Origin of the sequence: Pannonibacter sp. XCT-53, from assembly GCF_009915765.1 — a bacterium.
Classification (GTDB): domain Bacteria; phylum Pseudomonadota; class Alphaproteobacteria; order Rhizobiales; family Stappiaceae; genus Pannonibacter; species Pannonibacter tanglangensis.
Genome location: NZ_JAABLQ010000001.1, coordinates 2,267,035 through 2,293,448, shown reverse-complemented (window position 1 = coordinate 2,293,448; position 26,414 = coordinate 2,267,035). Strand labels below are relative to the sequence as shown.

Annotated in this window: 22 protein-coding genes; 16 read left to right on the top strand and 6 right to left on the bottom strand. The window is 66.9% G+C overall.

Features of this window, described 5'->3' with window-relative positions:
* Window positions 1-206: 206 nt before the first annotated feature.
* From GWI72_RS10155 to GWI72_RS10145, 3 genes are all read right to left on the bottom strand, one after another.
* Window positions 207-1,739 carry a sulfatase-like hydrolase/transferase gene (locus GWI72_RS10155; protein WP_161708557.1) on the bottom strand — a complete coding sequence of 511 codons (1,533 nt, stop codon included), beginning with the start codon at window positions 1,737-1,739 and terminating at the stop codon, window positions 207-209.
* A 97-nt stretch (window positions 1,740-1,836) separates the two neighbouring features.
* Window positions 1,837-2,622 carry a phosphonoacetaldehyde hydrolase gene (phnX, locus tag GWI72_RS10150; protein ID WP_161708556.1) on the bottom strand — a complete coding sequence of 262 codons (786 nt, stop codon included), beginning with the start codon at window positions 2,620-2,622 and terminating at the stop codon, window positions 1,837-1,839.
* The gene (locus GWI72_RS10145; RefSeq protein ID WP_161708555.1) at window positions 2,619-3,755 is read right to left on the bottom strand and encodes a TIGR03364 family FAD-dependent oxidoreductase; all 1,137 of its coding nucleotides are present in this window, start codon (window positions 3,753-3,755) and stop codon (window positions 2,619-2,621) included. The genes phnX and GWI72_RS10145 overlap by 4 nt, the downstream gene beginning before the upstream one ends.
* A 510-nt stretch (window positions 3,756-4,265) precedes the next feature.
* Here GWI72_RS10145 and GWI72_RS10140 point away from each other — a divergent pair.
* The 4 genes from GWI72_RS10140 (at window position 4,266) to GWI72_RS10125 (ending at window position 8,297) form a co-directional block, all read left to right on the top strand.
* Entirely contained in the window at window positions 4,266-5,369 is a 1,104-nt protein-coding gene (locus GWI72_RS10140) for an ABC transporter substrate-binding protein (protein ID WP_161674511.1), read from the top strand.
* A 215-nt stretch (window positions 5,370-5,584) separates the two neighbouring features.
* Window positions 5,585-6,457: an ABC transporter permease gene (locus GWI72_RS10135; protein ID WP_161674509.1), complete on the top strand. Its 873-nt coding sequence runs from the start codon at window positions 5,585-5,587 to the stop codon at window positions 6,455-6,457.
* On the top strand, window positions 6,454-7,236 hold the full coding sequence (locus GWI72_RS10130) for an ABC transporter permease subunit (RefSeq protein ID WP_161674507.1): 783 nt from the start codon (window positions 6,454-6,456) through the stop codon (window positions 7,234-7,236). The genes GWI72_RS10135 and GWI72_RS10130 overlap by 4 nt, the downstream gene beginning before the upstream one ends.
* Window positions 7,236-8,297 (top strand): ABC transporter ATP-binding protein, encoded by a 1,062-nt coding sequence (locus tag GWI72_RS10125; RefSeq protein WP_161674505.1) that lies wholly within the window; start codon window positions 7,236-7,238, stop codon window positions 8,295-8,297. Before GWI72_RS10130 ends, GWI72_RS10125 begins: the two co-directional genes overlap by 1 nt.
* Before the next feature lie 179 nt (window positions 8,298-8,476).
* On the opposite strand, the gene GWI72_RS10120 is transcribed toward GWI72_RS10125, so the two are convergent.
* Window positions 8,477-9,373 carry an alpha/beta hydrolase gene (locus GWI72_RS10120; protein WP_161708554.1) on the bottom strand — a complete coding sequence of 299 codons (897 nt, stop codon included), beginning with the start codon at window positions 9,371-9,373 and terminating at the stop codon, window positions 8,477-8,479.
* Window positions 9,374-9,726: 353 nt separating this feature from the next.
* Between GWI72_RS10120 and GWI72_RS10115 the strand changes: the two genes are divergently transcribed.
* Entirely contained in the window at window positions 9,727-10,431 is a 705-nt protein-coding gene (locus tag GWI72_RS10115) for a ParA family protein (protein WP_161674501.1), read from the top strand.
* 117 nt (window positions 10,432-10,548) lie between these two features.
* On the opposite strand, the gene GWI72_RS10110 is transcribed toward GWI72_RS10115, so the two are convergent.
* Window positions 10,549-11,181 carry a class I SAM-dependent DNA methyltransferase gene (locus GWI72_RS10110; protein ID WP_161674498.1) on the bottom strand — a complete coding sequence of 211 codons (633 nt, stop codon included), beginning with the start codon at window positions 11,179-11,181 and terminating at the stop codon, window positions 10,549-10,551.
* A gap of 117 nt (window positions 11,182-11,298) precedes the next feature.
* Between GWI72_RS10110 and GWI72_RS10105 the strand changes: the two genes are divergently transcribed.
* The 8 genes from GWI72_RS10105 to GWI72_RS10070 all read left to right on the top strand — a co-directional run bounded on the left by GWI72_RS10105 (window position 11,299) and on the right by GWI72_RS10070 (window position 20,317).
* A complete protein-coding gene (locus tag GWI72_RS10105; RefSeq protein WP_161674496.1) occupies window positions 11,299-12,192 on the top strand; it encodes a LysR family transcriptional regulator in 894 nt (297 codons plus the stop codon).
* Window positions 12,193-12,576: 384 nt separating this feature from the next.
* Entirely contained in the window at window positions 12,577-14,175 is a 1,599-nt protein-coding gene (locus GWI72_RS10100; RefSeq protein WP_161708553.1) for a peptide chain release factor 3, read from the top strand.
* A gap of 236 nt (window positions 14,176-14,411) precedes the next feature.
* Entirely contained in the window at window positions 14,412-16,100 is a 1,689-nt protein-coding gene (locus tag GWI72_RS10095) for a methyl-accepting chemotaxis protein (RefSeq protein ID WP_161708552.1), read from the top strand.
* 69 nt (window positions 16,101-16,169) lie between these two features.
* On the top strand, window positions 16,170-17,489 hold the full coding sequence (locus GWI72_RS10090; RefSeq protein ID WP_161708551.1) for a DUF2157 domain-containing protein: 1,320 nt from the start codon (window positions 16,170-16,172) through the stop codon (window positions 17,487-17,489).
* Window positions 17,486-18,103 (top strand): GDYXXLXY domain-containing protein, encoded by a 618-nt coding sequence (locus tag GWI72_RS10085; protein ID WP_161708550.1) that lies wholly within the window; start codon window positions 17,486-17,488, stop codon window positions 18,101-18,103. The genes GWI72_RS10090 and GWI72_RS10085 overlap by 4 nt, the downstream gene beginning before the upstream one ends.
* A gap of 71 nt (window positions 18,104-18,174) precedes the next feature.
* A complete protein-coding gene (locus GWI72_RS10080; protein ID WP_161708549.1) occupies window positions 18,175-19,221 on the top strand; it encodes a class I SAM-dependent methyltransferase in 1,047 nt (348 codons plus the stop codon).
* Complete coding sequence (locus tag GWI72_RS10075) at window positions 19,218-19,919, top strand: pseudouridine synthase (protein WP_161708548.1); 702 nt, start codon at window positions 19,218-19,220, stop codon at window positions 19,917-19,919. Before GWI72_RS10080 ends, GWI72_RS10075 begins: the two co-directional genes overlap by 4 nt.
* Window positions 19,920-20,017: 98 nt before the next feature.
* On the top strand, window positions 20,018-20,317 hold the full coding sequence (locus GWI72_RS10070; RefSeq protein ID WP_161708547.1) for a hypothetical protein: 300 nt from the start codon (window positions 20,018-20,020) through the stop codon (window positions 20,315-20,317).
* A gap of 37 nt (window positions 20,318-20,354) precedes the next feature.
* Here GWI72_RS10070 and GWI72_RS10065 read toward each other — a convergent pair whose 3' ends face one another.
* The gene (locus GWI72_RS10065) at window positions 20,355-22,181 is read right to left on the bottom strand and encodes an ABC-F family ATP-binding cassette domain-containing protein (RefSeq protein ID WP_161708546.1); all 1,827 of its coding nucleotides are present in this window, start codon (window positions 22,179-22,181) and stop codon (window positions 20,355-20,357) included.
* A 396-nt stretch (window positions 22,182-22,577) separates the two neighbouring features.
* Here GWI72_RS10065 and GWI72_RS10060 point away from each other — a divergent pair, with 396 nt between their 5' ends.
* The 3 genes from GWI72_RS10060 (at window position 22,578) to GWI72_RS10050 (ending at window position 26,402) form a co-directional block, all read left to right on the top strand.
* The gene (locus GWI72_RS10060; protein ID WP_161708545.1) at window positions 22,578-24,164 is read left to right on the top strand and encodes a peptide ABC transporter substrate-binding protein; all 1,587 of its coding nucleotides are present in this window, start codon (window positions 22,578-22,580) and stop codon (window positions 24,162-24,164) included.
* A gap of 171 nt (window positions 24,165-24,335) precedes the next feature.
* Window positions 24,336-25,259, top strand: coding sequence for an oligopeptide ABC transporter permease OppB (gene oppB / locus GWI72_RS10055; RefSeq protein WP_161674480.1), 924 nt, complete (start codon window positions 24,336-24,338; stop codon window positions 25,257-25,259).
* Window positions 25,260-25,271: 12 nt separating this feature from the next.
* Window positions 25,272-26,402 carry an ABC transporter permease subunit gene (locus GWI72_RS10050; protein WP_161674479.1) on the top strand — a complete coding sequence of 377 codons (1,131 nt, stop codon included), beginning with the start codon at window positions 25,272-25,274 and terminating at the stop codon, window positions 26,400-26,402.
* Window positions 26,403-26,414 lie beyond the last annotated feature (12 nt).

Here is a 26,414-nt window from a genome sequence, read left to right as displayed (position 1 = left end):
CACAAGCGGCAAGCAGAAAAATGAGCTGCCTAAATGCGCGGCAGTTGCTTGCGCGGGATCCGGGCAGGCCCGGAAAACGCAAGGACAACCAGCCGCCTGCGCCCCTTGATCGCTCGCCGGAGACAGCCGCAGGGCCAGGCTGCGGGGCACGTGCGGCGGCCCTGCAGCGAAAAATTCGTGCAGGGCGGCTGCGCGTCAGATCGGTCTCAGGCGTCGCCGAAGGGCCGGGACACGGGCCCGGACGGGGTCAGCTCGGTGTAGGCAAGGGTCTGGTCGAGGTGCTGCGTGCGCCAGTCCAGCAGGCGCTCGGCGCAGGACAGCCGCACCGACTGCCAGGCCGGATCCTCCGCGAGGTTCCTGAGTTCACCCGGATCATTGACCAGGTCGAACAGGAGCGGTGGCAGGCCACCGGCGAAATGGACGTACTTGATGCGGGCATCGCGCAGGACCGTGAGCGCGAGGGCGCGCGAGGGCAGGACGAAATGCGCCTCGTGCCGGCCGGACCTGATGTCGCGGAAGTCGAACTCCCACACCACCGCGTCGCGCCAGCGCGCCGGCGCCCGGCCTTCCAGGAAGGGCCGCAGCGACTGGCCATCCGGCCCTGTCAGCGGCGTCACGCCCAGATAGTCGGCCAGTGTCGGGAAGATGTCGCAGGCGCTGGTGAAATCGGTCACGGTCTGGCCCCGGGAGCCGTCGGTCCCCGGCAGCTTGACCACGAGCGGAATGTGATAGCTCTGGTCGTAGAAGCCGCCCTTGCCGAAGCCCCAGTGGTCGCCCATGAGCTCGGCATGGTCGGAGGTGAAGATGATCAGCGTGGTGTCGAAGCTGCCGGCAGCCTTCAGCCCGTCGAACAGGCGGCCGAGCTGGGCATCCACCTCGCTGATCATGCCGTGGTAGATCGCGCGGATGAGGCCGTGATCCTCGGCCGACCACTGGTCGGTGCCGCCGCTCGCGCCGGCGAGGAAATGTCCGGCCCCGACCCGCGCCAGCTCGGCGGCAACATAAGGATGGACGGCGGCCTGTTCCGCCCGGCTTTCGGGCCGCAGGAACCCGTCGGTGCGCGCCTCGTACATGGTGTTGTAGGGGGCGGGCACCACAAAGGGTGGATGCGGCCGCAGGAACGAGATATGCGCAAACCACGGCCGCTCGCCCTCACGCTCCGACAGCCAGCGCAGGAACTCTCCCGTGAGGAAGGCGGTCTGGGTCTCGTCGGCGCTGTAGGCGGGGGCAGCGCGGGTGACGGTGCCCGGCGCATGGCCGACGGGGACATGGATCCTCGCGGGATCGTCGATCCGGTGACCACGCTCGCGCAGCCAGGACAGCCAGGCCTTCTCGTGCTCGGGCAGCAGCACGCGGGTGGTGAAGCCGGGCAGCACCCCTTCATAGGTGGTCAGGTCGGGATCGTCGCGGTGGCGGGTGCGGGGATCGGGCGAGACGTCGGTGTAGCCGAACAGGGTCGGATCATAGCCGGCGCGGCGGGCGAGCCGGGCAATGTTGTCAAGCCGGTCATCCATCGGCGTGCCATTGCGGGTCACCCGGTTGTTCGTCTGGGCAAGGCCGGTGTAGAGGCACGCACGCGCCGGAGAACAGGGGGCCGCGCCGGCGAAATGCTGGCGGAACAGCACGCCCTCGCGGGCAAGGGCATCCACATTCGGCGTCCGGACCTCACCGTGACCGGCGCAGCCGTGGGCCGCACCGCGCCACTGGTCGGCGGTGATCAGGAGAACATTCGGCTTCATTTCCGTCCCTTTGTGCCAGGGCGCGATGCGGCGGCATCACGCCCTGAAGTTCCTCGAAGGGCCGGTCGTGCCGGGTGGCCCTGACTGCGCCGCAAGGTCACGCGCCGGCTTCGAGACGCTCGATCAAGGCCGGAAGATCCGCCACCGTGTCAATGAGATAATCGGCGCCGGCGGCCTTGAGGCGTGCCCCGGCCTCGGCCCGGATGGCCTCGATCTCGGCCGGCGAAAGGGCCGCCAGCTCTTCCGGCGTGCGGCCGGCGATGTTGCCCGACAGGGTGACGCCGACGGTAAGGCAGCCGGCCGCCACACCTTCGCCGATGCCCGGCTCGGTGTCGTCGACCTTGATCACGGCTGCGGCCGGATGCACGCCAAGATCAATGAAGCACTGGTACATGCCGAGCGGGCTCGGGCGGCCTTCCTTGACCTCGTCGGCGCAGATGAGGTTGTCGGGCACATAGCCCTGGGCGGCGGCGACCGGCAGCACCCGGGTCATGATGGAGCGGGTGTAGCCGGTGGTGGAGCCGATCTTCAGGCCGCGCGCGCGCAGGCTGTCGATGGCCTCCTTCGCGCCGGGGACCAGCGTGGCGAATTCGGCGACGACCTCCTCGTTCATCGGCACGAAGACCTCGTAGACCCGGTCGACGTCGGCGTCGGTCGGATAGGCCCCATGGGCGGCCTTCCAGCGCTCGGCAAGCGCGGGTGCCGTCATCATCGCCTTGATGTGATCCCACTTGGCCATGCCCATCGGCGCGCGGGCCTCGGCAATGGTCGCCTCGACGCCGAAGCGGGCGAAGGCTTTCACGAAGACGCCCATCGGGGCGAAGGAGCCGAAGTCGATGACGGTGCCGGCCCAGTCGAACACGACGGCCTTGAACTTGCTCATGCGGTGATTTCCTGTCCGAAAAGGGAAGCGATGGTTTCCTCGCCGATGGCGAAGGCTGTGGAGGCGCCGCAGCCGGCGGTGACGACGACGATGCGGGTGGCGTCATCCGGCGCGTCGGTAAAGCGCCAGCGGTCGTCAGCGCTGGCATAGGTGCCGATCCAGTGCTCCTGGATGGTGCGGCCGGGCAGATCCAGCACCTGGTCCATCTCGTCGAGGATCAGGTCGCGGACCTCGACGGGGGCGAAGGGATCGGGCGTCGGCGCGTAGTGGTGGCTGTCGCCGACCACAAGCGAGCCGTCGGCGGACTGCACCACGATCAGGTGCACGCCATGGGCGCGATGCGCCGACTGTTCGGCATCGAGCCGCGCCTTGAGGGCGGCCGCCTCCGGCAGGTCGGCATAGCCCTTGTAGCGGGCAAGGCCCAGATCGGACATGACCGGGGTCTGGAACGTGACCGGACGGGCCGGCGCGACGCGCAGCATCTGCAGCTTGCAGCGCAAGGGTCGGTAGGTCTCGATGCGGTCCCGGAAGAGCGAGATGAAATCGTCGCCGGGACAGACGATGACCGTCTCGGCCGAGACCGGACCACGCGACGTCTCCAGACGCGGCGTGTCGATGCCGGTGACGGCGGTCGACCAGAGGAAGGTCACGCCATGGACCTCGGCCAGCCAGGCGGCGAGGCGGGGCAGGGCCTCACGGCTTTCCACCCGCAGCTCGTGCGGCGAATGGAAGGCGCCGGTGATCCGGTCGGACCGGAGGGCCGGCACAAAGGCGGCGGCTTCATCCGGGGTCAGGCGGCGGCAACCCGCGCCCATGTCGGTCGCCAGGAAGGCGTCGATCACGGCCTCGGCCTCCGGCCGGCGCGCGGTCATCACCATGCCCCGCTGCAGCACCGGAATGCGCGCCGCCCCGGCCACCTCGGCCCAGACGTCCCGGGCCCGGCGTGCCAGCGACCAGCAGTCGCCCGCCTCCTGGCCCGACACGGTGATAAAGCCGAAATTGCGGATCGAAGCGCCGTTGGCCTGGGCATCGCGGTCGATCACGACGACCGTCTTGCCCCGCCGCGCCGCAGCCAGCGCATGGGCCAGGCCGACAATGCCGGCGCCGACGATGGCAACATCAAAAACAGTCAAGGGATGTCCTAAGGGAAGGGGGTGAGTGTCAGACCCGGCTGTCACAATTCACTGTCACAAATGCCGCGCATAATGGCTATGCGTGACGCAAGATGACGCTATTATGACGTTTATCCGATGGTGCTTTTCGATAAGGCACGCCTTCATCGAACTGTCATAAAAAAGAAGCCGAAGTGTCATCGGCGTCGGGTAATGGCGCAGGTCAGGAACTGGCCCGGGGCACGGACCCCGCAAGCGCTTCCAGGGGATTTGAGGAGTCAGACATGTCCTTTTCTCACCGAGAGCGCCAGGGGCTTCCCCTGCCAGGCCGTCGCGGACGGCGGAGTGCGACGCCGGACTGAAGGTCCGGTCGGGACGACACCCCGACCCGCAGCCATGGGATCCGGATCGCCCGGCGGCCAGTCTTGGCAGTCGAAATTCCGGGAGGCCGTGCCGGCTGTAAAACGCCGGCGCGTGGGAATTTTCACCAGGAACCGATCCAACGCGTATCGGGTAACTCAGGAGAAGTGCATGAGCATCAAGACGATTCTGGCGGCGACCACTGGTCTCGCTGTCCTGTTCAGCGCCACCGCCGCGTCGGCGCAGTCGATGGAAGAGCTCATCGAAGGCGCCAAGAAGGAAGGCATGCTCACCACGATCGCGCTGCCGCATGACTGGTGCGGCTACGGCGGCATCATCGAGTCCTTCAAGAAGAAGTACCCGTTCCTGACCGTCAACGAACTGAACCCGGATGCCGGTTCGGCTGACGAGCTCGAAGCCGTGCGCGCCAACAAGGGCAACAAGGGTCCGCAGGCCCCCGACGTGCTCGACATCGGCCTGTCCTTCGGTCCGCAGGCCAAGGCCGAAGGCCTGATCCAGCCCTACAAGGTCTCCGTCTGGGACGAGATCCCGGATGCCGTCAAGGACCCGGAAGGCTACTACTACGGCGCCTACTATGGCGTGATGGCCTTCGTGTCCAACAAGGACCTGGTGCCGAACCCGCCGAAGGAGTGGGAAGACCTGCTGAAGCCGGAATACGCCGGCCAGGTCGCCCTCGCCGGTGACCCGCGCGCCTCCAACCAGGCGATTCTCGGCGTCCTCTCCGCCGGCATGGCGCGCGGCGCCAAGGCTGGCACCGAGTCCGGCTACGCCGGCCTGCAGTTCTTCAAGGAGCTGAACGACAAGGGCAACTTCGTGCCCGTCATCGGCAAGGCCGGCACGCTCGCCCAGGGCACCACGCCGATCATGGTGATGTGGGACTACAACGCCCTGTCCGCCCGCGACAGCCTGAAGGGCAACCCGCCGGTGGAAGTGACCGTTCCGACCAAGGGCACGCTGGCCGGCGTCTACGTCCAGGCCATCAGCGCCTACGCACCGCATCCGAACGCCGCGAAGCTCTGGATGGAGCACATCTTCTCCGACGAGGGCCAGAACGGCTACGTCAAGGGCTACTGCCACACCGCGCGCTTCAACAAGATGGTCGCCGAAGGCAAGATCCCGGACGAGCTGCTGAAGGCCCTGCCGCCGGCCGAGCCGTATGAGAAGGCCTACTTCCCGACCATCGAGGAGCAGAACGCCAATAAGGAAGCCGTGGTTTCCGGTTGGGACAAGGTCGTGGGCGCCAACGTCCAGTAAGCGATCAGGACCAGAGAAGGGCCGGGACATTCCCGGCCCTTCGGCCCTGTGACTGCCCCTGCGGCCCGCCCCGCCGCCGGCCCGACGGCCGGCACCGGCCGTGCCGCAGGTGCCAACCAGAAGCCGCGACAGCGGCCAGACACGACAAGACCGGAGGGGCATCCAGACGCGGATGCGACCGAGACCGGCCACCGGACGACAAGGGGCTTCGCCCGATGCCAGAACCCACTGCGGGTCCGCTCAGCCGCCTCAACCTGAACTGGTTGGGCCTGCTGCCATTCGCGCTGTTCGCGCTGCTGTTCCTGATCCTGCCCACGATGAAGATCGTGGTCGGCGCCTTCCAGACGCCCGACGGCAGCTTCACCCTGGAGAACATCTACGGCCTGAACACGGACTCGATCCTGTCGGCCTATGTCGTCTCCATCCAGCTCAGCCTCATCACGGCCGCCCTCGGCTGTCTCGTCGGCTTCGCCATGGCCGCCGCCGTCATCTTCGGCAAGCTCCCGACCAAGGTGCGCGGCGGGCTGATGACCTTCTCCGGCGTCGCCTCCAACTTTGCCGGCGTGCCGCTCGCCTTCGCCTTCCTGGCGACGCTCGGACCGGTCGGTCTGGTGACGATCTGGCTGCGCACCGAATTCGGCATCAACCTGCGCGCCATGGGCTTCAACCTGCTGTCCTTCTGGGGCCTGGTGGTGGTCTACCTGTTCTTCCAGATCCCGCTGATGATCCTGATGATCGCGCCCGCCCTCGACGGCCTGAAGCGGGAATGGCGCGAGGCGGCCGAGATCCTCGGCGCGACCACGGCGCAGTACTGGCGCATGGTGGCGCTGCCGATCCTGTTCCCGGCCCTGCTCGGCACCTTCGCCCTGCTGTTCGCCAACTCCTTCGGCGCCATCGCCACGGCCTTCGCCCTGACCGGACCGCAGCTCAACATCGTGCCGATCAAGCTCTATGCGCAGATCCGCGGTGACGTGCTCGGCAACCCGCATCTCGGCTATGCGCTGGCCTTCGGCATGATCGTCATCACGGCGCTCGCCAACGGCCTCTACATCTGGCTCCGCGTGCGCAGCGAAAGGTGGCTGAAGTGACCCGTTTCTTCGCCTGGGGCACCCTGCTGTTCGGGTGCACGTTCTTTGCCCTGCCGCTCATCGGCATGACCGAATTCTCCATGCGCATGCTGCGCGAAGGCTATTCCTTCGAGGCCTATCGCGTGGTGCTGATGGACGAAAGGTTCCAGCAGACCTTCTCCTATTCGGTGCTGATGGCGCTTGCGACCATCATCTTCGGCATCATCCTGGTGGTGCCGACCGCCTACTGGGTGCGGCTGCGGCTGCCGGCCGCGCGGCCGTGGATCGAGTTCATCACGCTGCTGCCGCTGGTCATTCCGGCCATCGTCATCGTGTTCGGCTACATCCGCCTCTACAACACCTCGTCGTGGCTGCCGCTGACGGGCTCCTCCACCGGCACCAACCTGCTGCTGATGTTCGGCTACGTGACCCTGTCGCTGCCCTACATGTACCGGGCGGTGGACACGGGCCTGCGCACCATCGATGTCGCCACGCTGACGGAGGCCGCGCTCAGCCTCGGAGCCGGCTGGATGACCATCCTGACGCGGGTGATCCTGCCCAACGTGCTGATCGCCGTGCTCTCGGGAGCCTTCCTGACCTTCGCCATCGTGATCGGCGAGTTCACCATGGCGGCCCTGCTCGACCGGCCGGCCTTCGGGCCCTTCATGCAGCTGCTCGGCGCCAACCGCGCCTATGAACCGGCGGCGCTGGCGGTGATTGCCTTCGGCATCACCTGGGCCTGCATGGCCCTGATCCAGCTTGCCACCCGCTTCTCCAAACACACACAGGCACAACGCTGATGGCTTACCTGGAGCTGAAAAACCTCAAGAAGTCCTTTGGTCCCACGACCGTGGTGCAGGACTTCTCCCTCTCCGTCGGCCGTGGCGAGTTCATCTCCCTGCTCGGTCCCTCCGGCTGCGGCAAGACCACCGTCCTGCGCATGGTCGCCGGGTTCGAGACGCCCACCTCGGGTGGCATCGTCATCGACGGCCAGGAAGTGACGCGGCTGAAGCCCAACAGCCGCAACATCGGCATGGTGTTCCAGGCCTACGCCCTGTTCCCCAACATGACCGTGGCGCAGAACGTGGCCTTCGGTCTGAAGATCAAGGGCCTCGGCCGGGCGGAGATCGACGCGCGCGTGGCGGAGATGCTGAAGCTGATCGGCCTGCCGGACCTCGGCGGCCGCTATCCCTTCCAGCTCTCCGGCGGCCAGCAGCAGCGCGTGGCGCTCGCCCGCGCGCTCGCCCCGCGTCCGCGCGTGCTCCTGCTCGACGAGCCGCTGTCGGCACTCGATGCCAAGATCCGCGTCAGCCTGCGCACCGAGATCCGGGAGATCCAGCGCGAGCTGGGCATCACCACGATCTTTGTCACCCATGACCAGGAAGAGGCGCTGTCCATGTCGGACCGCATCGTCGTCATGTATGGCGGCATCGCCGAGCAGGTCGGCGCGCCGCACGAGATCTACAACCGGCCGCTGACCCGCTTCGTCGCCAATTTCGTCGGCACGCTCAACACCTTCGAGGCTGTCGTGCGCGATGCCGATGCAGGCGCGATCACGCTGGCAGGCACCGACCTGACCTTGCCCGAGGGCGGGCTGCAGGCGCGCAAGGGCGAGCGGCTGACCGTGGCGCTGCGGCCGGAGGCCGTGCATCTCGGCCGCCGCTCCGACGCCGACGTCGTGCTGCCCGGCCGGATCGAGGACGTGCATTTCATGGGCTCGATCATCCGCCTGAAGGTGGATGTGGCCGGAACCGCGCTGTCGCTCGACACGTTCAACCGCGCCGACATGCCGCCGCCGGCCCTCGGCTCCGCGATCGAGGTGGCGCTGTCGCCGAAGGACCTGATCGTCCTGCAGGGCTGAGGACGTCCTTGCAGGCTCAAACGACAACGCCGGCCCCCTGGCCGGCGTGCAGATTTTCTGTAGCCGCTCTCCCGTCCGCCCGGGCGCAGCCACGCGGAGACCCCGGAGGACGCAGGAGAGGTCGAGACAGGCTGTTCAGCTGAGCGCCGCCCTTCTATCGCGGTTGGCGGTCAACCAGGCTAGCCGAGCGACAGCATCCAGTTGAGGATCAGGCGCCAGTCGGTCATGCGGATCGGCGTCCCGTGCGTGCCGGTGTCGAACAGGGTGAAGCGCACCGGATAGCCGGGCGCCGCCTTGCGGATCTGCTCGAAGAAGGCGACCTGCTGCTGCCAGTCGTAGACATTGTCCCAGCTGCCGTGGCCGAGATAGATCGGCACGTGGTTCTCGGGCTTGCGCAGGGTGGGCGACTTGAGGAAGGCCTCGTCCTTCGGCGCGCCGAAGAACAGGACACCCGACAGCTTCGCCGCCTGCGCCGGGTCCTTCAGCAGGTTCCAGCACAGGATGCTGCCCATCGACCCGCAGGCCACGAAGGTCTTCGCCCCGGGCGAGTTGGCTCGGTAGGCGTCGATGATCGCCGCGACATCCTGCGTGCCCTTGGCACCGAAGTCGGCAAAGTCGGCGGAGATGTAGACGCCGTTGTTGCGCGACATCAGGTTCTTGATGCGGTTGAAGTTGCCGCCGAAGGTCAGGTCGTTCATGCCCTGGAAGCGGTTGCCGCCCTGGCCATGCACATAGATGACGACCATCGACGCGCCGCCCTCGGTGCGGCCGGTCGCCATGTACTTCACCGTGCGGCCGTTGGCCTTGAGCGACATGTCTTCCTGGGACGACGACGGGTGGAACGAGACATAGTTGCCCCAGACCTCGCGCTCCGGTTCCTTGTCCCGCTCGTGCAGGTCGCGGGCCTTGATGTATTCGACGACCTCGTAGCTGCCGTCGTCATTGCCCGACAGCACGCGCGGATAGGCAAAGAGCGAGTCCTTGTAAGGCGGCAGGCTCTGCGCGGCGGCAGGGGAGGCCAGCGCGGCCCAGGCCGCCAGACCGGCGATCAGCCCGGTAACAAGACGAGTACGCATGAAGAAGATCCCAGAGCGCCTGATTCCGGCCCATGGTCCAGACATATCGAAGCTCGTCGCCGCGCGCAAATGCCCTGATGCAACGCGCTCGCGGTGAAGCATTCGACTGTCCGTTAACCTGTTCAGCGCCGGCTCATCTCGCCAGCGGCGGCCACCTGTGGAAAACATGGTCTTCAAACCCTGTCAATTCTGCGGCGTCTTTGGGGCAAGTCCTTGGCCGCAGGCTCGCAAATTATTACAGGTAAACGCATTTTGCGGCGAATTATAGATTTGTTAACCATGAACTATTGAAACTGGCATCACGCGAAGCCGCCAGCAGAAGGCCACCGGCTTCCGACCAAGGAGACGCACTGATGCCCGTAATTTCCTTCGCGAACGCCAAAGGTGGTGCCGGCAAGACCACTGCGGCGCTGCTCCTGGCGACAGAAGTTGCCGAACGGGGGAAAACCGTCACCATTTTCGACGCAGATCCGCAACGCTGGATTTCCAACTGGTCCGAACTGCCGGGCCGGCATCCGAACATCGTTGTCCAGAGCGAACTGTCGCCGGCCACGATCACCGAGCAGGTGCTGGAAGCTGCGCAGGAGCGGGACTACGTCATCATCGATCTCGAGGGCACCGAGAACCTGATGGTCGCCAACGCGATCTCGGTCTCCGATCTGGTCGTCGTGCCGATCCAGGGCTCGTCCATGGATGCGCGCGGCGGTGCCAAGATCCTGCGGCTGATCCGCAAGCTCGAGGAGATCGTGCGTCACGACATCCGTCACTGCGTGGTGCTGACCCGCACCAACGCCGCCGTCACGACCCGCGCCCTGAAGGCGGTGCAGGATCACCTGTCGACAAGCGGCATCGACGTGCTCCTGACCCCGATCATCGAGCGCGCCGCCTATCGCGACATGTTCGAGTTCGGCGGCGGGCTGGCGACACTCGATCCGCGCCAGGTGACCAACCTGGACAAGGCGCGCGAGAATGCCGCGCTGTTTGCCGCCGAGGTGCTGGAGCGGGTGCAGACCCGGCAGGCCCGTCGCTGGTATGACTGGTTCAAGAAGGCCTCCTGAGCCGCAGCACGGTCAGGACGCCCACGGGAAAAACGAGGCCCGGCCGGGGCAGGCCGGGCCTCGCTTCTTTTCGTCGCGCCCCACGGGGCAGTTCCGCCCGGACTGCGGGTAGGGACATCAGTCCAGACGTCGGGCGACGACGAAATGGCGCGGCGGCTTCTTCGGGAAGTTGCCGACTTCAAGGATGCGGAAACCGCTGGCGCGGATGCGCTCCTGCAGCTCCGGCTGCGACAGGAACAGGACATGCGGGATCCGGCCCGTCGGCTTCAGCAGGCCGAACACGGGCTTGAGGAACCGCAGCGGGGAATCCCTCAGGCAGACCGTCTTGGAGATGAACAGCCCGCCCGGGCGCAGCCGGCGGGCGATGGCCGCCAGGGCCGCATCCAGGTCCCGCACCAGATGCAGGCTGTTGAAGGCCGTCACCACGTCGAAGGGCCCGTGCGGCAGCGCCTCGTCGGTCATGGCCGCGACGGAAAAACTGACATTGCGCGGGGTGTCGGGGGCATCGAGCCGTGCCCGTGCGATGTCGATCATGGCAGCGGAGATGTCGGTGCCGACGATCCGCCCGGCCGCATCGGCCAGCCGCAGCGCGGTCGCGCCGGTGCCGCAGCCCACTTCCAGCACGCTGGCATGCGACGTCAGGAAGCTGCGCGTCCGCTCGAGCGTGTGCTCGTAGGCCGGGACGTCCTTGATCGGGTCGCGGGCATATTTCGCGGCAATCCGGTCCCAGAAGGCGGCATCGCTGTGCATGGGGGCTCCTGTGCGGTGGGCCAGCAAACCGGCCTGCGTGCCCGGTCCCAGCCTGACTAGCCCCATGCAGAAAAATTTGGAATTGCGGATTGATGCAGGAATGGTATGCGTTTCTGCATGAATTGGCAGAAGCTCGGCTTTGACTGGAACCAGGTGCGCGCGCTCGTGGCCGTGGCCGATCTCGGCTCGTTTTCCGCTGCGGCCAAGGCGCTCGGCCTGACCCAGCCGACGGTCGGCCGTCAGGTCACGGCGCTGGAGCAGGATCTGGGGCTGGTGCTGCTGGAGCGCACGGGACGCTCGCCGGTGCTGACGGAGGCCGGCCGGCAGGTGGTCGAGGCAGCACGGCCAATGGCGGAAGCCGGCCTGCGGCTGAGCCTTGTCGCCTCGGGCCAGGCGCAGGACGTGGCCGGTCCGGTCAGCATCTCCGCCTCCGACATGTTTGCCCACTACGTCCTGCCGCCCCTCATCCGGCACCTGCACGCCATTGCCCCGGGCCTCGACATCGAGCTGATCTCCTCCAACAGCCTGAGCGATCTCAAGCGCCGCGAGGCCGACATCGCGATCCGCCATGTGCGCCCGGCCGACCCCGACCTGATCAGCCGACTGCTGCGCGAGGCGACGGCGCATCTCTATGCGGCCCGCAGCTTCCTGGACCAGGCCGGCCGACCGGCCAGGGTCGCGGACCTGACCGGACAGCCCTTCGTTGCCTTCGGCAACAAGGCCGAAATGGTCCGCTACCTCGCGATGCTGGGCATCACCATCGCCGAGCGCGACATCCGCACGTCCTCCGCCAACGGGGCCGTCGCCTGGGAAGCGGTGCGCAAGGGGGCCGGCTACGGCTTCATGGCGGTCGATTTCATTCCCTTTGCGCCGGAGGTCGAGGCGGTGCTGCCCGACCAGATCAAGGTGACCTTTCCGATCTGGCTCGTGACCCACCGCGAACTGCACACCAGCCCCCGCATCCGCCTCGTCTTCGACGTGCTCGCCAAGGCCCTGTCCACCCGCCCCTGACGGCCGCCAGCGCGGACCGGGGCGGCCCGGAGAAGGGCATGGACAAGGGACATGGAGAAGGGACATGCGGACGGGGCACGGGGCGGGGACCGGAGCAGGGGAGGGGCCAGGAGGGCAGCAGGTTCGCGCCGCTTCACGGCCCCCGCTGCAAATCTGTGCTGGCCATCGCGCGCGTTCCTGACTATCTCCTTGCGCCAACCCTGATCGTCACGACGTGGTCTGCCGCCGGACACGCACCGCGCCGGAGCCGGCCGCGTTGCCGGCCCAGTCGATAGCCCAGTCGATTGCCCGGTCGATTGCCCGGTCCTGTGCCCGGTCATGTCCTGTCGCCGGCCTCGTGACAGGCCCTGTTACCGGGCAGCACTGCCCCAAGGAGTTTCTTCGATGAGCACGGCCGCTGCGCCCTACCTCGCCCGCCGGACCTTCGCGATCATCTCGCATCCGGACGCCGGCAAGACCACCCTCACGGAAAAGCTGCTGCTGTCAGGCGGCGCGATCCGGGCCGCCGGCCAGGTGCGTGCGCGCGGCGAGCGCCGCCGGGCCCGCTCGGACTGGATGAAGATCGAACAGGAACGCGGCATCTCGGTCTCGTCCTCGGTGATGACCTTCGAGCGGCGCGGCATCATCTACAACCTGCTCGACACGCCCGGTCACGAGGACTTCTCGGAAGACACCTACCGCACCCTGACGGCCGTGGATGCGGCCATCATGGTGATCGACGCGGCCAAGGGCATCGAAACCCAGACGCGCAAGCTGTTCGAGGTCTGCCGCCTGCGTGACATCCCGATCATCACCTTCGTCAACAAGATCGACCGCGAGGGCCGGCATGCGCTGGAGATCCTCGACGAGATCCAGGAGGCGCTGGCCCTCGACGTGGCGCCGATGACCTGGCCGGTGGGCATGGGCTCGGACTTCTTCGGCGTCTATGACTGGAAGAAGAACCTGTTCTGCACCTCGAACGGCGAGCGTGGCGGACCCTACACGCAGGCCAGACCGGTCTCCGGGCTGGACGACCCGATCCTGGTCGACACCGTCTTCGACCGCATCCTCGCGGAGCTTGCCGAGAACGTGGAACTCGGAGCCGAGGGCTATGCCGCCTTCGACCGGGAGAGCTTCCTGGAGGGGCATCTGACCCCGGTGTTCTTCGGCTCCGCACTGCGCGACTACGGGGTGGAGGACCTGCTCGACTTCATCGCCGAGCACGCACCCGCGCCCCACGCCCAGCCGGCGACCGGCGGTCGGGTCATCGCGCCCGACGAGGCCGACGTGACCGGCTTCGTCTTCAAGGTGCAGGCCAACATGGACCCCAAGCACCGCGACCGCATCGCCTTCGTGCGCCTGTGCTCCGGCACCTTCCGGCGCGGGATGAAGCTGAAGCACGTGCGGGCCGGCAAGACCATCGCGGTGTCCGCGCCGATCTTCTTCTTCGCGGAGGAGCGCGAGATTGCCGAGGAGGCCTATCCGGGCGACGTGATCGGCGTGCCGAACCACGGCCAGCTGCGGGTGGGCGACACGCTGACGGAAGGCGAGGAAATCCATGTGACCGGCCTGCCGGCCTTCGCGCCGGAAGTGCTGCGCCGCGTGCGCCTGTCGGACACCATGCGCGTGAAGCAGATGCGTCAGGGGCTTGAGGACCTGGCCGAGGAAGGCCTGGTGCAGATCTTCAAGCCGGACCTTGGCTCCAACTGGATCGTCGGCGTGGTCGGCATGCTGCAGCTCGACGTGGTCATCGACCGCATCAAGAACGAGTACGCCACGGAGATCGGCTTCGAGACGGTGCCCTACACCACGGCCCGCTGGATCGAGTGCGACGACCCGCTGAAGCTGCAGAAGTTCATCGAGGCCAATCGCATGAGCGTGGCCCTCGACCGTGACGACAAGCCGGTGTTCCTGTTCAAGAGCACCTGGGAAGTGAACTATGTCGGCGAGAAGAACCCGGACATCCGCTTCCGCGAGACGCGCGAGATCGTCTACACGCATTGAGCGTTGATCCGCATCCGGTCCCGCCCAGATGGCTGCGACATCCCTGTCGCAGCCATTTGTATTTAAATGCCCTCGTTTTTCTAACAGGGGTGCAAGTCATTCTTCCAGATATTTGCAAGTAAGCAAGCGGACGCAACGGAAAGATCAACCATTTGATAACCATGCTGCTTAACACTTGGCGGCGGTTGCATGGCGCCCTGCTGTGCCGGGATGGGAATGTCCTTCCGGGGGTCCTGATGAAAATGACAATCGGTCGCAAGCTGCTGCTCAGCTTTGCACTCGTCGTGTCCGTCGTGGCGGGCGCGGGTGTCATCACATACAAGTCCGTGGCTGAACTTGGCGCAAGCGGTCTCAACCTCGGCGAACGGCTGGCCCCGCTCAGCGACGCCGCCATGGAGATCAAGCTGACTGCCACCCACGCGCATCTTCTCTTCGAGGAGATCATGTCGGGCGACGACAGCGAGGACATCAACGAGGTCTGGCGGCTGATCGGCGAGAGCCGCTTCTATGCCAATGCCATCCTGTCCGGCGGCCGGAACGACGAAGGCACGTTCTACGCGACCGAGTCCGAGCCTGTCCGCGCGGCGATCCGCAAGGTGCTGACCGGTCTCGACAGTTTCGAGGAGGTCGCCCGGGCCCGCTACGCCAACGTCGGCCGGGACGTGGCCGGCACGGACGCGGACGAGCGCTTCGACCAGGCATTCGAGACCCTGACCGCAGAGGCGGACCGGGCAGAGGAACTGATCCACGACTACATGGCCGTCTCGAACGCCAGCGTGCGCGAGATGACCGCCCGCATGGCGATGCAGCAGCTCGTGATGGTCGGTCTGACGATCGTTGCGGCCGTCCTCGCCTGGTTCTACCTGTCCGGCCGCGTCGGCAGCCGGGCGGCCCAGCTCGCCCGCTCCGCCGAGGGGCTTGCAGCCGGGCGCATCGACACAGGCGTGCCGGACTGGACCAGCTCGGACGAGCTTGGCCAGCTGCGGGACGCGCTGGACGGCTTCCGCACCGCCCTTGCCCGGCAGAATGCGCTGGCCGCGCAGATGCGGACGCAGGAAGAGGCGGCGCAGCAGGAAAAGGCGGCGCTGATGCACACGCTGGCCGAGCGCTTCCGGCAGAGCACGGAACAGTATTTCCGGGCCCTCACCGAGGCCTCCCGGCATCTGGGCGAGGATGTTGCGGCCATGGACCGCACGGCACGGCACAGCGCCCAGACGGTGGAGCGCACCGCCGAGGCTGCGACAGAGGCCTCGGCGAATGTCGAGACCGTTGCCGCAGCCTCGGAGGAGCTGTCCGCCTCGATCGAGGAGATCAGCCGGCAGGTCGCCACCACCGCCCAGGTGGTCGATGCCGCCAGCACCCAGGCCGAGGCGACGAACGCCAAGATCACGAGCCTTGCCGCTGCGGCCGAGCGCATCGGACAGGTGGTGACGCTGATCCAGGACATTGCGGGCCAGACCAACCTGCTGGCCCTGAACGCGACCATCGAGGCCGCGCGCGCCGGCGAAATGGGCAAGGGCTTCGCGGTGGTCGCCGCCGAGGTGAAGCAGCTGGCCAGCCAGACGGCCAAGGCGACCGACGAGATCTCCGCGCAGATCTCCGCCATCCAGGCCTCGACGGGCGAGGCGGTGGGCGCCATCGAGGCGATCACCCGCACGATGGTCACGATCGACGAGCAGACCGAGGCAATCACCCGGTCGATCGAGCAGCAGGGCGCGGCCACCAGCGAGATCGCCAGCAATGCCCAGGTCACCGCGAGCCGCACCACGCAGATGGCGCAGGACATGGTCCGGATGCAATCCGCCACGACAGAGACGACCCGGACGACGGAGCGGCTGGCGACATCCTCGCGGGCGGTGGCTGACCAGAGCGAGGCCCTGCGCAGGTCCGTCGACGATTTCCTGAAGCAGCTCGCCGCCGCCTGACGCTGTTCCGGTCGCGCCTGACATTTGCCGCGCGGCGGCTTAATGTCGGGCCCGACCGGAGGGATCCGTATGTTTGACCAGCTGTACGAGCGCCGCCTCAGGGCGGACATCGAGACATGGATCGAAAGGGGCTGGGTGACCCGGGAGGGGGCAGCCCGGATCCTGGCCGACCGCGGCAAGGCCGATGGCCGCAGCCGCCTGCCGCTCGCGCTCGCAACCGTCGGCATGATCTGCATCGCGCTGGCCGTCACGGCCTTCATCGCCGCCAACTGGGACGACATCAGCCGCAGCGTCCGCCTGGCCGGCATCGTCCTGCTGGTCGTGGGCGCCAACATGGTCGCCGCCCGGGCCGATGCGCTGGAGCGACCGGGACTGGCCGACCTGGCCACAGCCTTTGCCGCCATGGTCTTTGTCGCCGGCCTGTCGCTTGTCGGGCAGATGTTCCATCTGCCGCAGGACTGGACCGGCGGCGCCCTGCTGGTGTGCGCCGGATGCCTCGCCGCCGCCTGGATCGGCGGCTCGCGCCTGACACTCGCCCTGGCCGGCGTGGCGGCCATCGTCTGGGTCCTGCTCGGACTGGAGAGCGGTGCCCCGACCACGATGGGCGACCAGGTGCTTGCCCTCTGTCTCGTGCCGGCTGTCGCGGCCCACGCGGTGATCCACCCGGCCCGGCTGTCGCGCTGGTGCAGCATCCTGCTGGCCTATATCGTCTATCTCCAGTGGCTGCTCTCGGCCGGGCCGGCCAGCATGGTCGACAGCCCGCTGTTTGCGGTCGCGCTGGCCGCGATGGCGGGGAGCATCGTGCTGTTCGGAACCGCGGCGGATCACGGCGGCATCCGGCCCGGATCTGTCGGCCTGCGCCTGCTCGCGCGGTCGGCTGCAGACGCCTCCCTGGTCCTCATGCTGTGCACGATGCTGGTCGCGTTCATCGGTGCCTGGTCGAGAGACCTGCCGGGCCCGGAGCTCCTGTCGCCGGCAGTCGTCCTGCCGTCAGCGCTGCTCCTCCTGGCCGCCCTTGCCGTCCTCCGCAGGCTTGAGCGTCCGCAGGCGCTTCTGGCCCTGCTCGGCGTGCTCGGGGCCGTCATGACGACGGCTGTCCTGGGGCTTGCGCCCGACCAGATCGTGGTCCATGCCGCGCTTGCGCTCGGCACCAGCGTCGCCGTGGCCATGGCAGGCATCGTCATGCAACAGGGACTGTGGACGCTCTCCGGACACGCGGCCTTCACGGCCGTCGCCCTCTGGCTTCTCTCCGAGACCATCGGCTCGCTGCTCGGGCAGGCGCTGTTCTTCCTCCTGGCCGGGATCGTGCTCATCGGCATGGCCTTTGCGGCGTCCTTCAGCCTGAGGATGGCCGCCAGATGGGCCGACGGAAAGGGAGACGCGACATGACCGACGCCGGCCATCCGGGAGCGCCTGCTCCGGCATCCGCGCGGGCCACGCGCCCGTCAGTCCGCTCGGCCACCGCGAGGGGCTCCGTCCGCTGGGGGCTGATCGCGCTTGTCCAGCTTTGCCTCATTGCCCTGCCGCTTCTGGAGCGGGCCAGCGTGCACTGGACGGGCGAGGAGGTGGTGCTCGCGGTCCGGCCGGTCGACCCGCGCGACCTGCTTCGGGGCGACTATGTCATCATCAATCTGGCCATCGCGCGGCTGCCGGCGTCCCTGCCCGGGCTCGACCGCCCCATCGAGGCCGGGGAGATCGTCCACGTCGAGCTTGCCGCCGACGCTGCGGGCGTGTTCCAGCCGGTTGCGGTGCACACGCGTGCCGCCGAGGCAAAAGGGCCCGTGATTGCCGGCAAGGCCAGCTACGACCGGACCCCGCAGGAGGACCTGAGTGTGGACTACGGTCTGGATGCCTTCTTCGTGCCGGAAGGGGAGGGCAGGGCGATCGAGACCACGCCGCCCGAGCGCATGCAGCTGGTCATTGCGCTCACGGCGGGCGGCCGCTCGGCCCCCTTGCGTCTGCTGGTCGACGGGCGGCCGATCCTGAGTGACGCCGGCTTTTGACCGCATCGTCCGTCCCCTGTATGAGGGGCGCCTCCATCCGACCCGATGCCTGAACGCGAAAGACTGCTGCAATGTCCGATCCGGTGCTTGAAACCCTGCTGCTGCCGCTGGCGAACGGCACGCTCGACGTGCCGGCTGCCCCCGCGCGCACCCTCTTCCTGCGGGCGCGCGCCGGCCGCGACCTTGCCCTGTTCGACCGGGACAGGCTCGACCTGGTGCAGAGCTTCGCCCCGGACCGCGACGCGCTTGCCGCCAGCGGCTACACGGCTGCGCCGGAGGTGCCCGGCGAGGGGCATGAGCTGGCGCTGATCCTGGCCCCGCGCCAGAAGCAGGAGGCGCGGGCGCTGATCGCGCAGGCCTTCATGCGGGTGCGGCCGGGCGGCCGCGTCATCATCTCGGCCGCCAACGCGGAAGGCGGCAAGGCCTTCGAGACGGATCTGGCGGAGATTGCCGGCGGTCTCGAGGGCAACCAGTCGAAGGCCAAGTGCCGGGTCGCCTGGGCGCTGCGGGACGACGCAAGGCTGAACCGCGCGCTGCTGGACGAGTGGGCCGCCGGAGATGCTCCGCGCCCCATCCTCGACGGCCGCTTCGTCAGCCGTCCGGGGCTCTTTGCCTGGGACCATGTCGACGGGGCGACGGACCTGCTCCTGCGCACGCTGCCGGCGACGCTGTCGGGCATCGGCGCCGATCTCGGGGCAGGGTTCGGCGTGCTCTCGGCGGGCCTGCTCGCCCGCTGTCCCCGGGTCGCGGCGCTCGACCTCTACGAGGCGGAAAAGCGTGCCCTGGACCTTGCCCGCGACAACCTGGCCGAGGCGACCGCGCCGCGCCGGCTGCAGTTCTTCTGGGCTGACGTGACCAAGGGGCTGGGGCGCGCCTATGACTTCATTGCCATGAACCCGCCCTTCCATCAGGCCACCAAGGCCGACCGGACCGATGTGGGCCAGGCCTTCATCCGCGCCGCGGCCAAGGGTCTGAAGCCGGGCGGCAGCCTGTGGATGGTCGCCAACCGGCATCTGCCCTATGAGGCGGTGCTGAACGAGCTCTTCGCCGAAATGGCCATCGTGGCGGACGAGGCCGGCTACAAGGTGATCCATGCCCGCAAGGGACGCGGCAAATGAGACTGGTGAAGCTTCTCGCCAATCTCGGCTATGGCACCCGCAAGGAAGTGCAGATCGCCATCCGCAACGGCTGGGTGACGGACCGCGCAGGCAATGCGCTGAAGGCCGACGCCCGCACCGCGCATGACGACATCCTGTTCGACGACGAGCCGCTGGACCCGGCGCAGGGCATGGTGCTGCTGCTGAACAAGCCGGTCGGCTACACCTGCTCCACCAAGGACCAGGGCCGGCTGGTCTATGACCTCCTGCCCGACCGCTTCCGCTATCGCAAGCCGGTGCTGTCGACGGTCGGCCGCCTCGACCGCGACACCACCGGGGCGCTGCTGTTCACCGATGACGGAACCTTGCTGCACCGGATCATCAGCCCGAAGGCCGATGTGCCGAAAGTGTACGAGGCGGTGCTCGACCGTCCGCTGAAGGGCGACGAGGCGGCGCTGTTTGCCTCCGGTACCTTCCTGCTCGACAACGACGAGAAGCCGCTGCTGCCGGCCGAACTGGAAGTGCTCGGCGAGAAACACGCCCGCCTCACGCTGCACGAGGGCCGCTATCATCAGGTCCGCCGCATGTTCGCCGCAACCGGCAACCACGTGACGGCCCTTGCCCGGGTCAAGATCGGCAACCTGACGCTCGACGGCCTGGAGGAAGGCAAGTGGCGGCTGCTGGATGCAGGCGATCTGGCGAAGGTGTTCGGGGAGTAGGCGGAAGGGCATTCATGCGCGGATCTTGCGCGGTTGAGGTCGATTGGCATTTGCCAATCGACGCGCGGTTCTGCATCCTTCAGTGCAGGAGGCAGGCGATGTCCCAAAGCACGGTCGACCTTGAGTTTGTACTGCGCCAGCAACAGCAGGTGCTCGACGAACTGCGCCTCTTGCGCAAGGACGTGTCCGACAGACGCTCGCTTGCGGTGCAGACCGTTGAATACAGCCGCCGAATTGAACGGCGGGTGAGCGAGACTCGCGATGACATCGAGGTCATGCTCAAGGCTGAGCTCAGCGGTCGGCTCGCACACCTCGAGACGACCATCGAAGGCCAGTTGATGGCCTTGTCATCCCGCATCGACGACGCTGTTGCCGGATTTGCTTCGCCGAACTCCTAAGCGATCAATCGTGCCAGGCCCGGCAAATGCCGGACTGTCACCCCTCCGCTTCTTCCTTCAGCATCTCCAGTTCCAGCCACTGTTCTTCGGCTGCGTCCTTTTCGCCGGTCAGCTTGGTGATCTCGGCTGACAGTTTGGCGAAGCGGTCGGGGTTCCGGGTGTAGAGCGCCGGATCGGCCATCTCGGCCTGGAGCTTTTCCAGCTTCCTCGTCAGGCTGTCGATCGTGTCCGGCAGCGTCTTCAGGAGATGCAGCTGGCTGAAGGAGAGCTTCGTCCTGGCCGACGGCCTCGCCGCTGTCGCGGCGGTGGTCGGGGCCGGATCTGCTGCCTTTGCCGGCTTGGCCGGCGCCTTCTCGGCCTTTCGGGCCGTGACGCCGTCGCCGCGCTGGGCCACCATGTCGGAATAGCCGCCGGCATATTCCTGCCACTTGCCGTTGCCCTCGGAGACGATCACCGACGTGGCGACCCGGTCGAGGAAGTCGCGGTCGTGGCTGACGAGCAGCACGGTGCCGTCATAGTCACCGAGAAGCTCCTGCAGCAGGTCCAGCGTCTCCAGATCAAGGTCGTTGGTCGGTTCGTCGAGCACCATGATGTTGGACGGGCTGGCCAGCGCGCGGGCCAGCATGGCGCGGGCGCGCTCGCCCCCCGACAGCACGCCGACGGGCGTGCGGGCCTGTTCGGGCGAGAACAGGAAGTCCTTCATGTAGGCGATCACGTGCTTGGTCTCGGTGCCCAGCACCACGGTGTCGCCGCGCCCCCCGGTCAGCACCGTGGCCAGCGTCTCGTCGGGGTTGAGGCGCTCGCGCTTCTGGTCGAGCGTCACCATCTGGAGGTTGGTGCCCAGCCGGACGCTGCCGCTGTCGGGCGCAAGCTCGCCGGTCAGCATCTTCAGCAGCGTGGTCTTGCCCGCGCCATTGGCGCCGATGAGGCCGATGCGGTCGCCGCGCTGGATGCGGGTGGAAAATCCCTGCACGATCGGCCGGTCGCCGAAGCTCTTGGCGATGGCCTTGGCCTCGACCACCAGCTTGCCCGAGGTCTCGCCTTCGGTGACCGTCAGCTTGGCCGTGCCTTGCGGTCCGCGATGACTGCGGGCCTTCTCGCGCAGGTCCGCCAGCTCGCGCACCCGGCGCATGTTGCGCTTGCGCCGGGCGGTCACGCCGTAGCGCATCCAGTGCTCCTCGCGCTTGATCTGCTGCGCCAGCTTGTGCTGGTCCCGCTCCTCCTGCTCGAGCACGTCGTCGCGCCAGGCCTCGAAATGCTCGAAGCCCCGGTCCATCCGGCGGGTGATGCCGCGATCGACCCAGACGGTGGCACGGGAGAGATTTTCAAGGAAGCGCCGGTCATGCGAGATCAGCACGATGGCCGAGCGCAGGCCCTTCAGCTCGCTTTCCAGCCATTCGATGGCCGGCAGGTCGAGATGGTTGGTCGGCTCGTCCAGCAGCAGGATGTCGGGTTCCGGTGCCAGCGCCCGGGCCAGTGCTGCCCGGCGCGCCTCGCCGCCGGACAGGCTGCGCGGATCTTCCTTGCCGGTCAGGCCGAGGACCTCCAGCAGGTAGGGCGCGCGATAGGGATCATCGCCCGGCGCCAGGCCATCGTTCACGTAATCCAGAATCGTTGCATAGGCCGACAGGTCGGGCTCCTGTGGCAGGTAGCGCAAGGTGCGGCCCGGCTGCAGGAAATACTCGCCCTTGTCCGCCTCGATCTGCCCGGCCGCGATTTTCAGCAGCGTCGACTTGCCCGAGCCGTTGCGGCCGACGAGACAGAGACGGTCGCCCTCCGACACGCTCAGCTCGGCACCGGTCAGGAGCGGCGTCGCGCCGAAGGTGAGGTGGATGTCGCGCAGAATCAGGAGCGGAGGAGCCATGGAGTTCCGGTCAGGATGAGAAGGGACGGCAGACGGCCGCCGGATCGGGGCGAGAGGAACGCGATCTTGGCCGCCGTTGCAAGAGGAGATGGGGCGGCCCGGCGACGGATTCCATCTTTTTTGCGCTTGCCGTCGGTGTACGCTCGGGTTCACCGGGGCGATCACCCCGCGCAGGCCGCTGCGTCATCTGCAAACGGGGATTGAAAGAAGGTTGTCGCAGCCTATGGCGGAGTGGATTTTCTTTCCTGAATGAACTGTTAACAGGATAAAAACAGCTTTTTGCCGGCAATCCGGGGAAAGCGCCGTTGCGGCACGGTTGATCTCAAATCCGACGCGTGGAATCGTCGGCACCCTACCGGTACAGGTAGCCTTCAATTGCGAAGAGGGGAGACAACCATGTTCAAATCTGCCCGGATGACCATCCTTGCGTCGGCCCTGCTGGCCGCCACCTCGATGAGCGCCATGGCCGAGGTGGTATACCATCGCGGCAACTCTGCTGACCCGGAAACCCTGGACCAGCACAAGACCTCGACCGTCTACGAGGCCCACATCCTGCGCGACCTTTACGAAGGTCTCGTGACCTATTCCGCCGCCGGCGAGATCATCCCCGGCGTCGCCGAGAGCTGGTCCGTGTCGGCCGACGGCAAGACCTATACCTTCAAGCTGCGCCAGGACGCCAAGTGGTCCAACGGTGACCCGGTCGTTGCCGGCGACTTCGTGTTCTCCCTGCGCCGCATCATGACGCCGGACACCGGCGCCAAGTACGCCAACATCCTGTACCCGATCCTGAACGCCGAGGAAGTCAACAAGGGCACCGCCAAGCCGGAAGAGCTGGGCGTGAAGGCCCTCGACGACCACACGCTCGAGATCACGCTGAAGGCGGCAACGCCCTATTTCGTCGACCTGCTTGGCCACCAGACCGGCCTGCCGGTGCATCCGGCCACCGTGCAGAAGCACGGCACCGACTTCGTGAAGCCGGAAAACATCGTCACCAACGGCGCTTACGTGCTGAAGGAGTTCGTTCCGAACGCCCACATCAAGGCGGTGAAGAACCCGAACTTCCATGACGCCGAGAACGTCAAGATCGACACCGTCTTCTTCTACCCGACCGAAGACCGTGGCGCCGCGCTGCGCCGCTTCCAGGCCGGCGAGCTGCACTCCAACGACGACGTGCCGACCGAGCAGGTCGAGTTCATCCGCAAGGAGCTCGGCGACCAGTTCAAGGTGGCGCCGTATCTCGGCACCTACTACTTCGCCGTCAACATGAAGGACGAAGCCCTCGGCAAGAAGGAAGTGCGTCAGGCCCTGTCGATGGCCATCGACCGCGAGTTCCTGGCCGAAGAGATCTGGGGCGGCACCATGGTGGCGGGCTACTCGCTCGTGCCCCCGGGCATCAACAACTACGGCGAGCCGGCCTATGCCTCCTACAAGGACATGTCCCAGCTCGACCGCGAGCAGAAGGCGGCCGAGCTGCTGAAGGCGGCCGGCTACGGCCCGGACAAGCCGCTGAAGCTCGAGATCCGCTACAACACCTCGGAAAACCACAAGAACACCTCGGTCGCCCTGGCCGACATGTGGAAGCCCCTGGGCGTTGAAGTGACGCTGCTCAACACGGACACGAAGACCCACTATGCGCATCTGCGCGACAAGGGCGACTTCGACCTGGCCCGTGCCGGCTGGATCGGCGACTACTCCGACCCGCAGAACTTCCTGTTCCTCGTTGAGTCCGACAATGACGGCTTCAACTACGCGAACTACGAAAACCCGGCCTATGACAAGCTGATGGACGAGGCCGCCGCCACGACGGACCTCGAGAAGCGCGCCGCGCTGCTGAAGCAGGCCGAGACCATCTTCATGGATGATCTGCCCTTCATTCCGCTGATGTACTACGCCTCCAAGAACCTGGTCTCGCCGAAGCTCAAGGGCTTCGAGACCAACCTGCAGGATGTGCATCCGACCCGCTTCATGAGCATTTCGGAATAAGGCACTGGACACGAGCCGGTCGCGCCGTTAAAGGCGCGGCCGGTTTTCATGCGGACAAGCGATCGCGCGCGGGCACCGATGCCGCGCGCCAGCCGATCCCGCCGGCGGGGACCCGGATCGGCCCGCAGCCACGCTCAAGGCTGACCAAGACACAATAAAAAGGGCAGGCTCATGTTGCGCTACGTGCTGGAAAGGCTGCTCGGGGCGATCCCGACGCTGTTCCTGATCATTACGATTTCGTTCTTCCTGATCCGCATCGCCCCCGGCGGTCCGTTCGACCTCGAACGCCCCCTCGAGGCGAAGGTGATGGAAAACCTCAACCGGATCTATCACCTGGATGAGCCGCTGTGGCAGCAGTACCTCATCTACCTGAAGAGCGTGGTGCAGCTCGATTTCGGCCCGAGCTTCTATTTCCGCGACTTCTCGATCAACGAACTCTTTGCCGCCAGCCTGCCGATCTCGATGCAGCTCGGCCTGACGGCCCTCGCGCTGGCCCTCGTGGTCGGCGGCATCCTCGGCGTCGTCGCCGCCCTGCGGCAGAACCACGGCACCGACTACACGGTGATGGCGGCCGCCACGCTGGGCGTGACCATCCCGAATTTCGTGGTTGCCCCCGTGCTGACCCTGATCCTTGGCGTCTGGCTCGGCTGGCTGCCGGTCGGCGGCTGGAACAACGGCGCCTTCGTCAACAAGGTTCTGCCCGTCGTGACCCTGGCGCTGCCGCAGATTGCCGTGGTGGCGCGCCTGACGCGCGGCTCGATGATCGAGGCGCTGCGCTCCAACCATGTGCGCACGGCCCGCGCCTATGGCCTCTCGGCCTACACCGTCATCGTGATCCATGCCCTCCGGGGCGCGATCCTGCCGGTGGTGTCCTATCTGGGCCCCGCCGCCGCCGCCCTGCTGACCGGCTCCGTCGTGGTCGAGACCATCTTCGGCATCCCCGGCATCGGCCGCTATTTCGTCCAGGGCGCCCTCAACCGCGACTATACGCTGGTGATGGGCACGGTGGTCGTCGTGGCCTGCTTCGTCATCCTGTTCAACCTGATCGTGGATCTGCTCTATGCGCTGCTGGATCCGCGCGTGCGCTTTGACTGAGGGGAAAGCGTGATGAGTGTTTCCTCCGTCGAAACCCCCGGCGCCCTGCCGGTGAAGGGCCGCTCCCTGTGGGACGATGCCCGCGACCGCCTGCTGAAGAACCGCGCGGCCGTCGCCTCTATGATCGTGCTGGCGCTGATCACCCTGGTGTCGATCGTCGGCCCCTGGCTGTCGCCGCATGGCTATGACCAGGTCTACCGCGACTACGTGAAGGTGCCGGCGAGCCTCTCGGCCTATCCGCTGCCCGACCAGGTCGAGCCGGCGCTGATGACCGCGCTGAAGCGCGCGCGGCTGACGACCGAAGGCTACGCCCGCGAGGGCGACACCGTGTCGGTGCGCGTCAGCTCCGGCCGCGACATCGATCCGCGCCTGGTCGAGTACGTGAACCGCAGCGACCTGTTCAAGGATGCCCGCTTCGAGGACATGGCGGCGGACAACAAGTCGGCCGTGCTCAAGGCCGAGATCCGGCACCTGCACTTCTACTTCGGCACCGACGCCAACGGTCGTGACCTGATGACCCGGACCTTCATCGCCGGGCGCGTGTCGCTGACCATCGGTCTCCTTGCCACCGTCGTGGCCATCGCCATCGGCGTGATCTACGGCGCGACCTCGGGCTATCTCGGCGGCCGTGTCGACCAGGTGATGATGCGCGTCGTCGACGTGCTCTACTCGCTGCCCTTCATCTTCTTCGTGATCATGCTGGTGGTGTTCTTCGGCCGCAACTTCGTGCTGATGTTCATCGCGGTGGGCGCGGTCGAATGGCTCGACATGGCCCGCATCGTCCGCGGCCAGACGCTGACCATCAAGCGCCAGGAATATGTCCAGGCGGCCGAAGCCATGGGCGTGTCGAACGGCGGCATCCTGCGCCGTCACGTCATCCCCAACACGCTCGGTCCGGTGGTCGTCTACATGACGCTGCTGGTGCCGAAGGTGATCCTGCTGGAGAGCTTCCTGTCCTTCCTCGGGCTGGGTGTCCAGGAGCCGATGACCAGCTGGGGCGTGCTCATCTCGGAGGGCGCGCGCAACCTGCAGGGCTCGGTCTGGATGCTGATCTTCCCGTCGATCTTCCTGACGTCGACGCTGTTCGCCCTGAACTTCATCGGTGACGGGCTGCGCGACGCACTTGATCCCAAGGACCGCTGAGGAGCGATGGCC

Bases quoted from the DNA above. Each gene is read 5' to 3' on its own strand.
- GWI72_RS10155 (WP_161708557.1), bottom strand. From the start codon at position 1,739: ATGAAGCCGAATGTTCTCCTGATCACCGCCGACCAGTGGCGCGGTGCG.
- phnX (WP_161708556.1), bottom strand. From the start codon at position 2,622: ATGAGCAAGTTCAAGGCCGTCGTGTTCGACTGGGCCGGCACCGTCATC.
- GWI72_RS10140 (WP_161674511.1), top strand. From the start codon at position 4,266: ATGAGCATCAAGACGATTCTGGCGGCGACCACTGGTCTCGCTGTCCTG.
- GWI72_RS10135 (WP_161674509.1), top strand. From the start codon at position 5,585: ATGCCAGAACCCACTGCGGGTCCGCTCAGCCGCCTCAACCTGAACTGG.
- GWI72_RS10125 (WP_161674505.1), top strand. From the start codon at position 7,236: ATGGCTTACCTGGAGCTGAAAAACCTCAAGAAGTCCTTTGGTCCCACG.
- GWI72_RS10120 (WP_161708554.1), bottom strand. From the start codon at position 9,373: ATGCGTACTCGTCTTGTTACCGGGCTGATCGCCGGTCTGGCGGCCTGG.
- GWI72_RS10115 (WP_161674501.1), top strand. From the start codon at position 9,727: ATGCCCGTAATTTCCTTCGCGAACGCCAAAGGTGGTGCCGGCAAGACC.
- GWI72_RS10110 (WP_161674498.1), bottom strand. From the start codon at position 11,181: ATGCACAGCGATGCCGCCTTCTGGGACCGGATTGCCGCGAAATATGCC.
- GWI72_RS10105 (WP_161674496.1), top strand. From the start codon at position 11,299: ATGAATTGGCAGAAGCTCGGCTTTGACTGGAACCAGGTGCGCGCGCTC.
- GWI72_RS10100 (WP_161708553.1), top strand. From the start codon at position 12,577: ATGAGCACGGCCGCTGCGCCCTACCTCGCCCGCCGGACCTTCGCGATC.
- GWI72_RS10095 (WP_161708552.1), top strand. From the start codon at position 14,412: ATGAAAATGACAATCGGTCGCAAGCTGCTGCTCAGCTTTGCACTCGTC.
- GWI72_RS10090 (WP_161708551.1), top strand. From the start codon at position 16,170: ATGTTTGACCAGCTGTACGAGCGCCGCCTCAGGGCGGACATCGAGACA.
- GWI72_RS10085 (WP_161708550.1), top strand. From the start codon at position 17,486: ATGACCGACGCCGGCCATCCGGGAGCGCCTGCTCCGGCATCCGCGCGG.
- GWI72_RS10080 (WP_161708549.1), top strand. From the start codon at position 18,175: ATGTCCGATCCGGTGCTTGAAACCCTGCTGCTGCCGCTGGCGAACGGC.
- GWI72_RS10075 (WP_161708548.1), top strand. From the start codon at position 19,218: ATGAGACTGGTGAAGCTTCTCGCCAATCTCGGCTATGGCACCCGCAAG.
- GWI72_RS10070 (WP_161708547.1), top strand. From the start codon at position 20,018: ATGTCCCAAAGCACGGTCGACCTTGAGTTTGTACTGCGCCAGCAACAG.
- GWI72_RS10065 (WP_161708546.1), bottom strand. From the start codon at position 22,181: ATGGCTCCTCCGCTCCTGATTCTGCGCGACATCCACCTCACCTTCGGC.
- GWI72_RS10060 (WP_161708545.1), top strand. From the start codon at position 22,578: ATGTTCAAATCTGCCCGGATGACCATCCTTGCGTCGGCCCTGCTGGCC.
- oppB (WP_161674480.1), top strand. From the start codon at position 24,336: ATGTTGCGCTACGTGCTGGAAAGGCTGCTCGGGGCGATCCCGACGCTG.
- GWI72_RS10050 (WP_161674479.1), top strand. From the start codon at position 25,272: ATGAGTGTTTCCTCCGTCGAAACCCCCGGCGCCCTGCCGGTGAAGGGC.